Annotated in this window: 13 protein-coding genes; all 13 read left to right on the top strand. The window is 72.6% G+C overall.

Features of this window, described 5'->3' with window-relative positions; genetic code table 11:
- Window positions 1-33 precede the first annotated feature (33 nt).
- Entirely contained in the window at window positions 34-813 is a 780-nt protein-coding gene (locus CCN72_RS04160) for a response regulator transcription factor (protein ID WP_086806366.1), read from the top strand.
- Window positions 814-962: 149 nt separating this feature from the next.
- On the top strand, window positions 963-1,988 hold the full coding sequence (locus CCN72_RS04155) for a LacI family DNA-binding transcriptional regulator (protein ID WP_086806365.1): 1,026 nt from the start codon (window positions 963-965) through the stop codon (window positions 1,986-1,988).
- Window positions 1,989-2,142: 154 nt separating this feature from the next.
- Complete coding sequence (locus CCN72_RS04150; protein WP_086806364.1) at window positions 2,143-3,192, top strand: S1C family serine protease; 1,050 nt, start codon at window positions 2,143-2,145, stop codon at window positions 3,190-3,192.
- Between the two features lie 96 nt (window positions 3,193-3,288).
- The gene (locus CCN72_RS04145; protein WP_085565439.1) at window positions 3,289-3,537 is read left to right on the top strand and encodes a hypothetical protein; all 249 of its coding nucleotides are present in this window, start codon (window positions 3,289-3,291) and stop codon (window positions 3,535-3,537) included.
- Between the two features lie 162 nt (window positions 3,538-3,699).
- Window positions 3,700-4,434, top strand: coding sequence for a response regulator transcription factor (locus tag CCN72_RS04140; RefSeq protein WP_037653459.1), 735 nt, complete (start codon window positions 3,700-3,702; stop codon window positions 4,432-4,434).
- Window positions 4,431-5,912 (top strand): sensor histidine kinase, encoded by a 1,482-nt coding sequence (locus tag CCN72_RS04135; protein ID WP_086806363.1) that lies wholly within the window; start codon window positions 4,431-4,433, stop codon window positions 5,910-5,912. Before CCN72_RS04140 ends, CCN72_RS04135 begins: the two co-directional genes overlap by 4 nt.
- A 40-nt stretch (window positions 5,913-5,952) precedes the next feature.
- Entirely contained in the window at window positions 5,953-6,783 is an 831-nt protein-coding gene (locus CCN72_RS04130; protein ID WP_086806362.1) for a serine hydrolase domain-containing protein, read from the top strand.
- 133 nt (window positions 6,784-6,916) lie between these two features.
- Entirely contained in the window at window positions 6,917-7,843 is a 927-nt protein-coding gene (mshD, locus tag CCN72_RS04125; protein WP_037653463.1) for a mycothiol synthase, read from the top strand.
- Between the two features lie 101 nt (window positions 7,844-7,944).
- Window positions 7,945-8,331 (top strand): GntR family transcriptional regulator, encoded by a 387-nt coding sequence (locus CCN72_RS04120; RefSeq protein ID WP_085568618.1) that lies wholly within the window; start codon window positions 7,945-7,947, stop codon window positions 8,329-8,331.
- Window positions 8,328-9,200, top strand: a complete 873-nt coding sequence (locus CCN72_RS04115) for an ABC transporter ATP-binding protein (protein WP_086806361.1) — start codon at window positions 8,328-8,330, stop codon at window positions 9,198-9,200. The genes CCN72_RS04120 and CCN72_RS04115 overlap by 4 nt, the downstream gene beginning before the upstream one ends.
- Window positions 9,197-10,186 carry a hypothetical protein gene (locus CCN72_RS04110; RefSeq protein WP_086806360.1) on the top strand — a complete coding sequence of 330 codons (990 nt, stop codon included), beginning with the start codon at window positions 9,197-9,199 and terminating at the stop codon, window positions 10,184-10,186. The genes CCN72_RS04115 and CCN72_RS04110 overlap by 4 nt, the downstream gene beginning before the upstream one ends.
- A gap of 256 nt (window positions 10,187-10,442) precedes the next feature.
- Window positions 10,443-12,797, top strand: a complete 2,355-nt coding sequence (locus CCN72_RS04105; RefSeq protein WP_208637912.1) for an RNA degradosome polyphosphate kinase — start codon at window positions 10,443-10,445, stop codon at window positions 12,795-12,797.
- Window positions 12,778-13,681 (top strand): CHAD domain-containing protein (locus tag CCN72_RS04100; protein WP_107430060.1); only part of this gene is annotated, 904 nt, incomplete at its 3' end. The genes CCN72_RS04105 and CCN72_RS04100, both read left to right, overlap by 20 nt.

The following is a 13,681-nucleotide window of genomic DNA, read 5'->3' as shown; positions in this document are numbered from 1 at the left end:
AGTTCTCGCAGGGACCGAGGAGGAACCAGACGTATGAGTTCTCTGCTGCTCCTGACCAACGCCCTCCAGCCGTCGACGGAAGTCCTGCCGGCCCTCGGCCTGCTTCTGCACAATGTGCGGGTCGCGCCCGCCGAGGGCCCCGCCCTGGTCGACACGCCCGGTGCCGACGTCATCCTGATCGACGGCCGCCGCGACCTGCCGCAGGTGCGCAGCCTGTGCCAGCTGCTGCGCTCCACCGGTCCCGGCTGTCCCCTGCTGCTCGTGGTCACCGAGGGCGGCCTCGCCGCCGTCACCGCCGACTGGGGCGTGGACGACGTGCTCCTCGACACCGCGGGCCCGGCCGAGGTCGAGGCGCGGCTGCGGCTCGCCATGGGGCGCCAGCAGCTCACGCACGACGACTCGCCGATGGAGATCCGCAACGGCGATCTCTCGGTGGACGAGGCGACGTACTCCGCCAAGCTCAAGGGCAGGGTCCTCGACCTGACCTTCAAGGAGTTCGAGCTGCTGAAGTACCTCGCCCAGCACCCGGGCCGGGTCTTCACCCGCGCCCAGCTGCTCCAGGAGGTCTGGGGCTACGACTACTTCGGCGGCACCCGGACCGTCGATGTGCACGTACGGCGGCTGCGGGCCAAGCTCGGCCCGGAGCACGAGTCGCTGATCGGCACCGTACGGAACGTCGGTTATCGATTCGTTACCCCGGAGAAGGGCGACCGGGGCAAGGAGGAGAGCAGGGCCGAGGCGAACCGGACCAAGGCGGACGAGCCGGACGCATCCGGCGCCCCGGTCGAGGCCGAGGTCCACGCGGACGCTTGATCCTCCACACCTTCCGACGATTTCTCGCCACTTCCTCGCGGCAGACGCGCGACCCCGGTGCGGAAAGCGTCGCCGACCGGTGCGGGGCGCCCACAGCGAGGGTGCCGAACACCCTGCCCGAACTGGGTCAATCCGCGTAGACTCCGCGCGTGGCCAAGGTGACTCGGGATGATGTGGCGCGGCTGGCGGGGACGTCCACCGCCGTCGTGAGCTATGTCATCAACAACGGACCCCGGCCGGTCGCCCCGGCCACGCGCGAGCGTGTCCTCGCCGCGATCAAGGAGCTGGGGTACCGCCCGGACCGGGTCGCCCAGGCGATGGCGTCCCGGCGCACCGACCTCATAGGGCTGATCATCCCGGACGCCCGCCAGCCCTTCTTCGGGGAGATGGCGCACGCCGTGGAACAGGCGGCCTCCGAGCGCGGCAAGATGGTGCTCGTCGGCAACACCGACTACATCGCCGAGCGCGAGGTCCACTATCTGCGGGCCTTCCTCGGGATGCGGGTCTCCGGTCTGATCCTGGTCAGCCACGCGCTCAACGACCAGGCCGCCGCCGAGATCGACGCCTGGGACGCCCGCGTGGTGCTGCTGCACGAGCGGCCCGAGGCCATCGACGACGTCGCCGTGGTGACGGACGACCTCGGCGGCGCCCAGCTCGCCGTGCGCCATCTGCTGGAGCACGGCCACCCCTACGTCGCCTGCATGGGCGGCACCGCGGACACCCCCGCCATCGGTGACCCGGTCTCCGACCACGTCGAGGGCTGGAGGCGGGCCATGGCCGAGGCGGGCCTGAGCACCGAGGGCCGGCTGTTCGAGGCGCCGTACAACCGGTACGACGCCTATCGCGCGGCCCTGGAGATCCTGTCCGGGCCCCGCCGGCCCCCGGCGATGTTCTGCTCCACCGACGACCAGGCGATCGGCGTGCTGCGGGCCGCCCGCGAGCTGCGCCTGGACGTGCCAGGGGAGCTGGCCGTGGCGGGCTTCGACGACATCAAGGAGGCCGCGTTCGCCGATCCGCCGCTGACCACGGTCGCCTCCGACCGCTCGGCGATGGCGCGGGCCGCGGTCGACCTGGTGCTGGACGACGGGCTGCGGGTCGCCGGATCCCGGCGCGAGCGGCTGAAGACGTTCCCCTCCCGCCTGGTGGTGCGCCCCTCCTGCGGATGCGAGCACTGACAACGTCGTCGGGTCCTCAAGAGCCGCTTCTTAACGGTTGCTGAGAGCCCTCGCCGAGCGCCGAGAGACGTCTTTATATCGGGCAAACGAGGTTCTGCCGGGCTTCTCAGCGAGCACTCAGGAAGCTCTCATGGTCGCCGGGGACGCTTCTTCCATGACCGAGAGCTTCCGCCGCAGCGGCGAGTACGACTACGACGACCCGCAGGGTCCCTACAGTCAGAGTCACGGCTACTCCGCTCCCGTGAACCCGGAGTGGCCGCCCCCGCCGGCGTACGAGCCGACGGCCGCCTCGCCGCTGCCGGCCGCCGGACCGGAGCCGGAGCCGCGGCGCAGGCGGGCCCGGGGTTCCGTCGCCCTCCTCGCGGCGGTCGCGATCGTGGCGGCGGCGGTCGGCGGCGCCACCGCGTACGGCTTCCAGGAGCTGGCCGGCAAGAACGACGTGACGGCCACCGGGACCAGCACCGCCGTGGTGCCGGCCGGCAAGAAGGGCGACGTCGCCGCGATCGCGGCCGCGGTCAGCCCGAGCGTGGTGGAGATCAACGCCACCCTCGACAACGGCTCCTCCACCGGCTCCGGCGTGGTCATCTCGTCGAACGGCGAGATCGTCACCAACAACCACGTCATCGCGGGCGCGCAGTCGGTCAAGGTGCGCACCAGCGACGGGCACAGCTACACCGCCGACGTGGTGGGCACCGACAGCTCCAAGGACCTCGCGCTGATCAAGCTCCAGGGCGCCTCGGGGCTGCGGGCGGCGACCCTCGGCGACTCCAGCGGGGTGCAGGTCGGCGACTCGGTCGTGGCGATCGGCTCGCCCGAGGGCCTGACCGGCACCGTCACCAGCGGCATCGTCTCGGCGCTCGACCGGGATGTCACCGTGCCCACCGACGAGAGCCAGGCGCAGGGCCAGGGCGGCGACGGAAGCTGGCCGTTCCAGTTCGGCGGCCGCAACTTCAACGGCGACACCGGCTCGTCCACCACCACGTACAAGGCGATCCAGACGGACGCCTCCCTCAACCCCGGCAACTCCGGCGGCGCGCTGATCGACGCGGCCGGCAACATCATCGGCATCAACGCCGCGATGTACTCGTCGAGCCAGCAGGCGTCCTCGTCCTCGGACGCGGGCAGCATCGGCCTCGGCTTCGCGATCCCCGTCAACACGGTCAAGTCCGACCTGGCCAAGCTGCGGTCCGGCGGGCGGAACTAAGAACGGGACCAAGGGCGGAACCAAGGGCCCCATCGGGTCCTGACCCGGTCCTCACCAGGGCCTTTCAGCGTCACTCGGGGTGTCTGGAGGAACATCATGATCCAGCTGACTTTCCACCGGGAAGCGGGCCTCGGCCCGGCCGACCTCACCGTCGCCCTCGCGGTGGCGCGCCGACTGCACACGCCGGCCGCCCCCGAACCCCGCGCCGCGGAGATCGTCCCGGCACCCGTCCCGCAGCTGATGGGGCTGCGCCGCAGCTCCGCGGACCGGCATCACCGCCGGGGCCACAAGGTGCCGCTGCACCGGCTGACCGCGATGCGCAATCTCGCGGCCATGACGGCCTGACCCTTGGCATCCGTGCCTCCCGGCCCGGCACCATGGGAGGCTGGAGGGCACGTCACCAAGACGCCCGAACGACCTGAACGACCTGAACGACCCGAACAGCCTGAACGGCCCGAACACGGACAACCCCCACCACACGACCCATCTCCACAAGGAATCGCGAGCATGAGCCCCGCCGAAGGCGACCGTGACACCCAGCGCATCCTGATCGTCGACGACGAGCCGGCCGTACGCGAGGCGCTCCAGCGCTCTCTCGCCTTCGAGGGGTACGACACGGAGGTCGCCGTCGACGGCGCGGACGCGCTGGAGAAGGCCGCGGCGTACCAGCCGGACCTGGTCGTCCTGGACATCCAGATGCCCCGGATGGACGGTCTGACGGCGGCCCGCCGTATCCGCGGCGGCGGGGACACCCTCCCGATCCTCATGCTCACCGCCCGCGACACGGTCGGCGACCGGGTGACCGGCCTGGACGCGGGCGCCGACGACTACCTCGTCAAGCCCTTCGAGCTGGACGAGCTGTTCGCCCGGATCCGCGCCCTGCTGCGGCGCAGCTCCTACGCGGCCGCCGTCTCCCCGGCGGCCCAGGCGGACGAGGCCCTCACCTTCGGCGATCTGCGCATGGACCTCGCGACCCGGGAGGTCACCCGGGGCGGCCGGCAGGTCGAGCTGACCCGCACCGAGTTCACGCTCCTGGAGATGTTCATGGCGCACCCGCGCCAGGTCCTCACCCGGGAGCAGATCCTCAAGGCGGTCTGGGGCTTCGACTTCGAGCCGTCCTCCAACTCCCTGGACGTGTACGTGATGTACCTGCGCCGCAAGACCGAGGCGGGCGGGGAGCCCCGGCTGGTGCACACCGTGCGGGGCGTCGGCTATGTCCTGCGGCAGGGCGGCGCCGAGTGAACAAGGTCGTACGGCGCTACCGCTCGCTCCCGATCCGCGCCAGGCTGGCCGTGCTGGTCGCGGCGGCGGTGGCGTTCGCGGTGGCGGCCGTGTCGGTGACCTGCTGGTTCATCGTGGAGCGGAAGCTGTACGAGCAGATCGACAAGGACCTGGAGAGATCGGCGCCGCGCCCGGCGGCGGAGGCGGTGTACAAGCTGCTCGCCTCCTGCCCGCCCAAGCCGGTCGACCCCTCTCCCTACAGCGGCCTGCGCACCCACGAGACCGTCTACTCGCAGCTGGTCAAGCCGGACGGCACGCCCTGTGTCCCCTCGGATTCGCCGGGCACGGTGCGGACCACCGCCGCCGACCGGGCCGTGATCCGCGACGGCGGCACCCGCAGCAGCGGCATCCTGCGCAACGGCACGGACACCCAGGGCAATGACGTCCGGGTGCTCACCATGCCGCTTGTGATCGACACCAACGTGGGCCCCCAGCTGTATCCGGGCGCGGCCATGATGATCGCGGTACCGCTGAAGAACACCCAGAAGACCCTCAACGACCTGGCGCTCATCCTGCTGCTGGTCTCCGGTGTCGGCGTCCTGGGCGCCGGTGCCGCGGGTCTCGCCGTCGCCCGGGCCGGGCTGCGGCCGGTGGACAAGCTCACGGAGGCCGTGGAGCACGTCTCCCGCACCGAGGATCTGACCATCCGGATCCCGGTGGAGGACGACAGCGAGGACGAGGTGGCCCGGCTGTCCCGGTCCTTCAACTCCATGACGGCCTCGCTGGCCGGCTCCCGGGAGCTCCAGCAGCGGCTGATCGCGGACGCCGGGCACGAGCTGCGCACCCCGCTGACCTCGCTGCGCACCAACATCGAACTGCTCACCCGCAGCGAGGAGACCGGCCGCCCGCTGCCGCCCGAGGACCGCAAGGCGCTGCTGAACTCGGTGAAGGCGCAGATGACGGAACTGGCCTCGCTGATCGGCGACTTGCAGGAGCTGTCACGTTCGGAGGGGCAGCGCGGCGAGCGGGTGCAGGTGGTGCCGTTCCAGGACACCGTGGAGGCGGCGCTGCGCCGGGCCCGGCTGCGTGGCCCGGAGCTGACGATCACGGCGGATCTGGAGCCCTGGTTCGTGGTCGGGGAGCCGTCGGCGCTGGAGCGCGCGGTGGTCAACATCCTGGACAACGCGGTGAAGTTCAGCCCGGAGGGCGGCACGGTCGAGGTCCGGCTGACCGACGGTGCCCTCACCGTCCGCGACCACGGCCCGGGCGTCCCCGAGGACGAACTCCCCCATGTCTTCGACCGCTTCTGGCGCTCCCCCGGCGCCCGTGCCCTCCCCGGCTCCGGCCTCGGCCTGTCCATCGTCGCGCGTACGGTCCAGCAGTCCGGCGGCGAGGTCACGTTGACCCCGGCCCCCGGCGGCGGCTCGGTGGCGACCGTACGCCTGCCCGGCGCCCCGGTCCCCCCACCGGAACCGGCGGCGGCCGAGGTGGCAGGGTAGCCCTGTCCGGTACCGCCGAAGGTCCCGCCGAAGGAACGCCATGTCCCGCGTACCCACCTGCATACTCAGCAGCTTCGAGGCGCCCCGGATCCTGCACGGCCACGACCCCGGGCTGTTCGTGCAGATCGGTTCCCTGACCAAGACGCTCACGGCGACCGTGCTGACCGCCTTGGCCGACAGCGGGGTCCTGGCACTCGACGACCCGCTGGAACGGTTCCTGCCGGCGCCCGGCGGCACCGGGATCACCCTGCGCCATCTCGCCGCGCACACCTCGGGCCTGCCCCGGCTGCCCGAGGGGATCCGCGGGCGCGACCCGTACGCGGGCTTCGACGACCGGGCCCTGGACTCGGTCGTACGACGCCTCGACACGCTGGCCACGGCGCCCGCGGGCAGCACCGAGGAGTACTCCAACCTCGGCTACGCCCTGCTCGGCGCCGCCCTGGTCGCGGCCACCCGCACCCCGTACGAGGACCTCCTGCGCCGTCACCTTCTCGACCCCCTCGGCGTCACCGATGTCACCGCCGACCCGCCCGCCGACGTACGGCTGTGCCGCCGGGGGCTGTTCGGGCGGCCGCGGCGCCCCTGGACGATGACCGGCGCGATCCTGCCCGCCGGAGGGCTGTGGGCGACGCCCCGGGCCGCCGCCCGCCTCGTCACCGGCCTGCTCGTCGACCGCAGGCTCGGCGAGCCCGCGCCGGCGTGGCAGAAGGCGGGGCGCCTGCTGTGGCACAACGGCGCGACACGCGGCGCGTCCGTCTTCGCCGGTGCCGTACCGCAGGGCTGGATCCTCGTGCACCGCCTCTCCGGTGCGAGCGCCGCGACGGACAAGCTGGCCCTGGACACCCTGCGGGCCGCCGTCCGGCCCGCGTGAAGGACACCGCGGGCACCGTGGACATCGTGGGCACCGTGAAGGACACCGCGACGGCATCCCGGCGCACCCGCGCCGGTCGACTCCCGGCCGGTGTTCTCGGCGTCGCCCGTGACCGCCCCGTACCCTCGTACGCATGAGCAGCGACGACACCGTACGGGCCTTTCCCGCCCGCTCCATCGAGACCCATTCCGCGCTCACCCCGGACCAGGCCGAGGCCGTGCTCACCCTGCTCGGCGAGGCCGCGCGGGTCGACGGGCAGCAGCCGGTGTCCGAGCAGGGCCGGCTACAGCTGCGCGGAGGGGCCCGGGAGGGCGTCTCGCATCTGCTGCTGTCGGTCGACGGCCAACTCGTCGGCTACGCCCAGCTGGAAGACACCGACCCGGTGGAGGCGCCGGCCGCCGAACTCGTCATCGGCCCCGAGTTCCGCGGGCACGGACACGGGCGGGCGCTCGGCGCGGCCCTGCTCGCCGCCTCCGGCAAGCGGCTGCGGGTGTGGGCGCACGGCGGGCACCCCGCCGCCCGCCATCTCGCCCAGGTGCTCGGCCTCACCCTGTTCCGCGAACTGCGCCAGATGCGGCGGGAGTTGACCGGTCTCGAACTGCCGGACCCGCAGCTGCCCGAGGGCGTGAGCGTGCGCGCCTTCGAGCCCGGCAAGGACGACACCGCCTGGCTCGCGGTCAACGCGGGCGCGTTCGCCCACCACCCCGAGCAGGGCTCGCTGACCCAGCGCGACCTGGACGACCGCAAGGCCCAGCCGTGGTTCGACCCGGCCGGGTTCTTCCTCGCCGAGCGGCGCGGGGAGCTGATCGGCTTCCACTGGACCAAGGTGCACGCCGAGGAGGGCCTCGGCGAGGTCTATGTGCTCGGGGTCCGCCCCGGCGAGCAGGGCGGCGGCCTCGGCAAGGCGCTCACCACCATCGGCCTGCGCCACCTCGCCGCGCAGGGCCTGCCGACCGCGATGCTCTACGTCGACGCCGACAACAAGGCCGCGGTCTCGGTGTACGAGCGGCTGGGCTTCCGTACGTACGAGACGGACCTGATGTACCGGACAGAGACGTGACATAAGGCCCGTAAGGACCCTTAAGGGGCGGTCGCCTTGACGGCCGCCCCTTCTTTGCACCACCCTTTCACTACTCAATTAGTGAAAGGGTGGTGCAACGCGTGGTCGAATATCGCATCGACCGGCACAGCGGTGTCGCCACGTACGTCCAGATCGTCCAGCAGACCAAACAGGCCCTGCGCCTGGGCCTGCTGCGCCCCGGCGACCGGCTGCCCACGGCCCGCGAGGTCGTCGAGGCCACCGCCATCAACCCCAACACCGTCCTCAAGGCCTACCGCGAACTGGAGCGGGAGGGCCTGGTCGAGGCACGGCGTGGACTCGGCACCTTCGTGCGCCGGGCACTGGGCGCCACCCCCGCCGACTCCCCGCTCCGCACCGAGCTGGAGGACTGGGCCCGCCGCGCCGACGCGGCCGGCCTGGAGCGGGAGGACGTGGCCGCGCTCTTCACCGCCGTACTCGACAAGCACTTCCAGGGAGATCCGTCATGAGCAGCGACACGGCCCTGCGGGCCGACGCTCTGGGCAAGCGGTTCGGCCGCCGGGGCCGCTGGGCCCTGCGGGACTGCGCGTTCCACCTGCCGACCGGGCGCGTGTGCGCCGTCGTGGGCCCCAACGGGGCGGGCAAGTCCACCCTGCTGGCCCTCGCCACCGGACTGACGGGCCCCACCGAGGGCGCCCTCACCGTCCTCGGCACCACCGCCGCGCAGGCCAGGCCCCGGGTCGGCTACGTCGCCCAGGACAAGCCGCTGTACCCGCAGCTCACCGTCGCCGAGACGCTGCGCATGGGCGCCGACCTCAACCCCGGGCGCTGGGACGCGGAGCTGGCCGGGCACATCGTCAAGGAGCTGGACGCGACCGCCCGGATCCGCACCCTCTCCGGCGGCCAGCGCACCCGTGTCGCGCTCGCCCTCGCCCTCGGCAAGCGGCCCGAGCTGCTGCTCCTGGACGAGCCGATGGCCGACCTGGACCCACTGGCCCGGCACGAGCTGATGGGCACGCTGATGGGCCAGGCCGCGATGCACGGCACCACGATCGTGCTGTCCTCGCACGTCATCGCGGAGCTGGAGGACTCCTGCGACCATCTGCTGCTGGTCGCGGGCGGCCGGGTCCGGCTGGCCGGCGAGATCGACGAGCTGCTCGGCGCCCATCTGCGGGTCAGCGGCGCCGCGAGCGCCGACCTCGCCCCGCACACCGTGGTCGAGTCCCGTGTCACCGGACGCCAGCTCACCGCGCTGATCCGCCCGGCCGGACCGCTCGCCGACGACTGGCGCACCGCCGCGCCCTCCCTGGAAGAGCTGGTCCTCGCCCATCTGCGGGACGCCGGCGCACCGAACCCGACCGAGGAGCGTGCCGCGTGAGCGCCGTGACCCTGACCGCCGCGCCCGTCGACCGGCCCCGGCAGACCCGCTGGCTGCTGCGCCTGCACCGGCCCGCGCTCTACACCTGGGCCGTGCTCTGGATCGCCCTGATCGCCCTGCTGCTCGCCCTCGACGGCCCGCTCCTGAACGCGGCGGCGGACGCCTGGCGGCAGTACGAGAGCTGCACCACGAGCGAGCGGTGCAGCTACGACCAGAACGCGATCCTGCGCTACAAGGACTACTACAACTACGCCACCATCGCCCTGAACGTGCTGCCCTTCGTGCTGGCCGCCTGGGCGGGCGCCGCGCTGACCGGCCGGGAGCTGGAGTCCGGCACCGCCCGGCTCGCCTGGACCCAGGCCACCTCCCCGGCCCGCTGGCTGGCCGTGCGCCTCGCCGTCCCGGCGCTCGGCGTCACCGTCTGCACCGGACTGCTGGCCTGGCTGCACCACCGCGCCTGGACCGCGAGCCAGGGCCGGATCGAGACCGCCAAGGAGTGGTACGACCGCTTCACCTTCCACGCGGGCGGCCCCACCCTCGCGGCCATGGCCCTCGCCGGGCTCGCCGCCGGCGCCCTGGCGGGCCTGCTGCTGCGCCGGACGCTGCCCGCGCTGGCGGTCGGCCTGGTGGCAATAGGCGTCGTGCGCTGGCTGACCGAGCTGGCGATGCCGCACCTGTGGCCCGCGGTGACCCGGCTGAGCACCGTCGACCAGGGCTTCCTCGGCAAGGGCATGGTGGTCGACCAGGGCATGGTGACCGCCTCCGGCGCCCATGTCCCGCCCCCGACGTGCGACTCCGTCGCGTCCTGCGCGACGGCGTTCGACCGCTTCGCCGGCCGCTACAACACCTACCAGCCGCAGTCCCACCTCTGGGGACTCCAGCTCACCACCACCGCACTGACCCTGGCCGTCGCCGCGCTGCTGGTCACCGGCTGCTTCCTGGTCCTGCGCCGGCAGACCGGGACGCTGCGCGCCGTGCGGGCCTGAGCCCTCTCCGGCACGGGCCGTCCGGCCCTTCTCCGCCCGGGTGCGGGACCGTACGCTGCCGTACGGTCCCGCACCCGGGCTTTCGTACCCGTACGAGCACCCGGGCTTTCGTACCTGTACGACCTTGTACGACCGCGTCCGGGCCGCTGCGGAATCCGTCGCTTTCGCACCCCGGACCCCCGGGAGCCGCCCCGCGCTATCCCGCACGTCATGTCTCCGTAACCATCGATTCAGACGGGCTTGCGACGCTCGGCCAATGAAACCCGTCGTGCCAGAACCTTCGCCGCCCCCCGAGGGGCCCGCGGGCAACGGGACCGTGACGCTCCCGCCCGCGCGTTCCGACGCGCCTGTCGCACCGGTCGCGCGGAAGAATGGGTTCATGAGCCAGCAAGACACCCAGGCAGAGGCACAGCACCCGCAGCCCCCCGTGGGCTCCATCGCGGCGCACCGGCCGCACACGGTGACCTCCGCGGTCTCCGACCTGGAACCCGACCTCGACGCGGATCTCGACGCGTACGAGGAGTCCCAGGCCGACGGCACCCCGCTGCCCCAGGGCCGCTTCCTCGACCGGGAGCGCAGCTGGCTCGCCTTCAACGAACGCGTCCTGGAACTGGCCGAGGACCCGAACACCCCCCTGCTGGAGCGCGCCAACTTCCTCGCGATCTTCGCCAGCAACCTGGACGAGTTCTTCATGGTCCGGGTCGCCGGACTCAAGCGCCGCATCGCCACCGGCGTGGCCACCCGGTCCGCCTCCGGGCTCCAGCCGCGCGAGGTCCTGGAGATGATCTGGGGCCGCTCGCGTGAGCTGATGGCCCGGCACGCCGCCTGCTACCACGAGGACGTCGCCCCCGCGCTCGCGGAGGAGGGCATCCACCTGGTGCGCTGGAGCGAGCTGACGGACAAGGAGCAGGCCCGCCTGTTCACGCTGTTCCGGCACCAGATCTTCCCGGTCCTCACCCCGCTCGCCGTCGACCCCGCGCACCCCTTCCCGTACATCTCCGGCCTGTCCCTGAACCTGGCCGTCGTCGTACGCAACCCGGTCAGCGGCCACAAGCACTTCGCGCGGGTGAAGGTGCCGCCGCTGCTCTCCCGCTTCCTGGAGTCCAGCCCCGGCCGGTACGTCCCCGTCGAGGACGTCATCGCCGCCCACCTCGAAGAGCTGTTCCCCGGCATGGAGGTGCTGGAGCACCACGCCTTCCGGCTCACCCGCAACGAGGACCTGGAGGTCGAGGAGGACGACGCCGAGAACCTGCTCCAGGCCCTGGAGAAGGAACTCATGCGGCGCCGCTTCGGGCCGCCGGTGCGCCTGGAGGTCGAGGAGTCCATCGACCGCGAGGTGCTCGACCTGCTGGTGCGCGAGCTGAAGGTCTCCGAGGCCGAGGTCTACCCGCTGCCCGGCCCGCTCGACCTCACCGGTCTGTTCCGCATCCACGGCCTGGACCGGCCCGAGCTGAAGTACCGCAAGTTCATCGCGGGCACCCACCGCGACCTCGCCGAGGTCGAGTCGGCCTCCGCGCCCGACATCTTCGCGGCGCTGCGCCAGCGGGACGTGCTGCTGCACCACCCCTACGACAGCTTCTCCACCTCCGTGCAGGCCTTCCTCCAGCAGGCCGCCGAGGACCCGGACGTCCTCGCGATCAAGCAGACCCTGTACCGCACCTCCGGCGACTCCCCGATCGTGGACGCGCTCATAGACGCCGCCGAGTCCGGCAAGCAGGTCCTGGTGCTGGTGGAGATCAAGGCCCGCTTCGACGAGCACGCCAACATCAAGTGGGCGAAGAAGCTGGAGGAGGCCGGCTGCCACGTCGTCTACGGCCTGGTCGGCCTGAAGACGCACTGCAAGCTGTCGCTGGTGGTCCGCCAGGAGGGCGAGACCCTGCGCCGCTACAGCCACGTCGGCACCGGCAACTACCACCCGAAGACCGCCCGGCTGTACGAGGACCTCGGCCTGCTCACCGCCGACCCGCAGGTCGGCGCCGACCTCTCCGACCTGTTCAACCGGCTGTCCGGCTACTCCCGCCGGGAGACCTACCGCCGGCTGCTGGTCGCCCCCAAGTCCCTGCGGGACGGCCTGATATCGCGGATCACCAAGGAGATCCAGCACCATCGCGCGGGCCGCCCGGCGTTCATCCGCATCAAGGTCAACTCGATGGTCGACGAGGCCGTCATCGATGCCCTCTACCGGGCCGCCCAGGCGGGCGTGCCGGTGGACGTCTGGGTCCGCGGCATCTGCGCGATCCGGCCCGGCGTCCCCGGGCTCTCGGAGAACATCCGGGTCCGCTCGATCCTCGGCCGCTTCCTGGAGCACTCCCGGGTGTTCGCCTTCGGCAACGGCGGCGAGCCCGAGGTGTGGATCGGCAGCGCCGACATGATGCACCGCAACCTCGACCGGCGGATCGAGGCCCTGGTGCGGGTCGTCGACCCCGGCCACCGCGCGGCCATCAACCGGCTGCTGGACACCGGCATGTCCGACACCACCGCGTCCTGGCACCTCGGCCCGGACGGCGAGTGGACCCGGCACGCGATAGACGCGGACGGCCAACCCCTGCGCAACATCCAGGAGATGCTCATAGACGCCCGGAGGCGCCGGCGTGGCACAGCAACACCTTGACCCGACGGACCCCACGGCCGAGGTGGTGACGGGGGACGCCCTCGCGGGCTATCTGCGCACCCACGCCACGGAGTTCCTGCGCGCCCTGCGCCTGCACCGGGAGACCGGGGGCGCCACGGGCTCCGGCGAGGAATCCGTCGACGCGGCCCGCGCCCTGCGCCGCTCGGCCCGGCGCATCAGCGGCAGCCTGCACACCTACCGCCCCCTGCTCGACCCCGCCTGGTCGGAGTCGATGCGGCCCGAACTGGCGTGGCTCTCGGGCACCTTGGCGCTTGAGCACGCGTACGAGGCCCGGCTGGAGCGGCTGCTTCAGGCACTGCACCGGCTGTCGGGGGCGGCGGCCTTCCCCGAGCAGGTGACGGTGCCCGGCGGCCCCGCGGCCGCCCCGCCGGAGCGCGGCAATCTGACGGTGGGCGCGGCGAAGGCGGGCGCCCTGCTCGACCGCCAGCTCACCCTCGCCCGGACCCGCGCCCACTCCACCGCCCTCCAGGCGCTCGGCTCCAGCCGCTTCCACGCCGTCGCCGACAAAGTCGCCGTGCTCGCCAGTGAGGTGCCCCTCACCCCCACCGCCACCACCACCGACCTGCGCCCGCTGGCCGGCGCCGCCCGCGAGCGGCTCACCGACGCCATCACCGCGCTGCCGCTGCTCACCGCGGGCCACCCGTACAACGCGGAGGCGCTGATCCACGGCCTGTCCCCGGATCCGTCCCCGCACCCCCAGGACGGCCCCTGGCACCAGGTACGGCTGCTGCTGCGTCTGCACCGCTACGCGCGCGAGGTGCTGGACGCCGGGACCCCCGTGGACGTACGGCTGCTGGCGGCGGGCCAGGCCCTGAACCGGCACCGCGACGCCTCCGAGGCGGCCGCCGCCAGCAGCCGTACGT

The sequence above is a fragment of the Streptomyces murinus genome, from assembly GCF_002154555.1.
Classification (GTDB): domain Bacteria; phylum Actinomycetota; class Actinomycetes; order Streptomycetales; family Streptomycetaceae; genus Streptomyces; species Streptomyces murinus.
Note: the sequence above shows the minus strand (reverse complement) of the source record. Positions and strands in the feature narration are given on the sequence as shown.

Coding starts and splice junctions, on each gene's coding strand:
- CCN72_RS04145 (WP_085565439.1), top strand. CDS start 3,289: ATGATCCAGCTGACTTTCCACCGGGAAGCGGGCCTCGGCCCGGCCGAC.
- mshD (WP_037653463.1), top strand. CDS start 6,917: ATGAGCAGCGACGACACCGTACGGGCCTTTCCCGCCCGCTCCATCGAG.
- CCN72_RS04150 (WP_086806364.1), top strand. CDS start 2,143: ATGACCGAGAGCTTCCGCCGCAGCGGCGAGTACGACTACGACGACCCG.
- CCN72_RS04130 (WP_086806362.1), top strand. CDS start 5,953: ATGTCCCGCGTACCCACCTGCATACTCAGCAGCTTCGAGGCGCCCCGG.
- CCN72_RS04160 (WP_086806366.1), top strand. CDS start 34: ATGAGTTCTCTGCTGCTCCTGACCAACGCCCTCCAGCCGTCGACGGAA.
- CCN72_RS04105 (WP_208637912.1), top strand. CDS start 10,443: ATGAAACCCGTCGTGCCAGAACCTTCGCCGCCCCCCGAGGGGCCCGCG.
- CCN72_RS04115 (WP_086806361.1), top strand. CDS start 8,328: ATGAGCAGCGACACGGCCCTGCGGGCCGACGCTCTGGGCAAGCGGTTC.
- CCN72_RS04140 (WP_037653459.1), top strand. CDS start 3,700: ATGAGCCCCGCCGAAGGCGACCGTGACACCCAGCGCATCCTGATCGTC.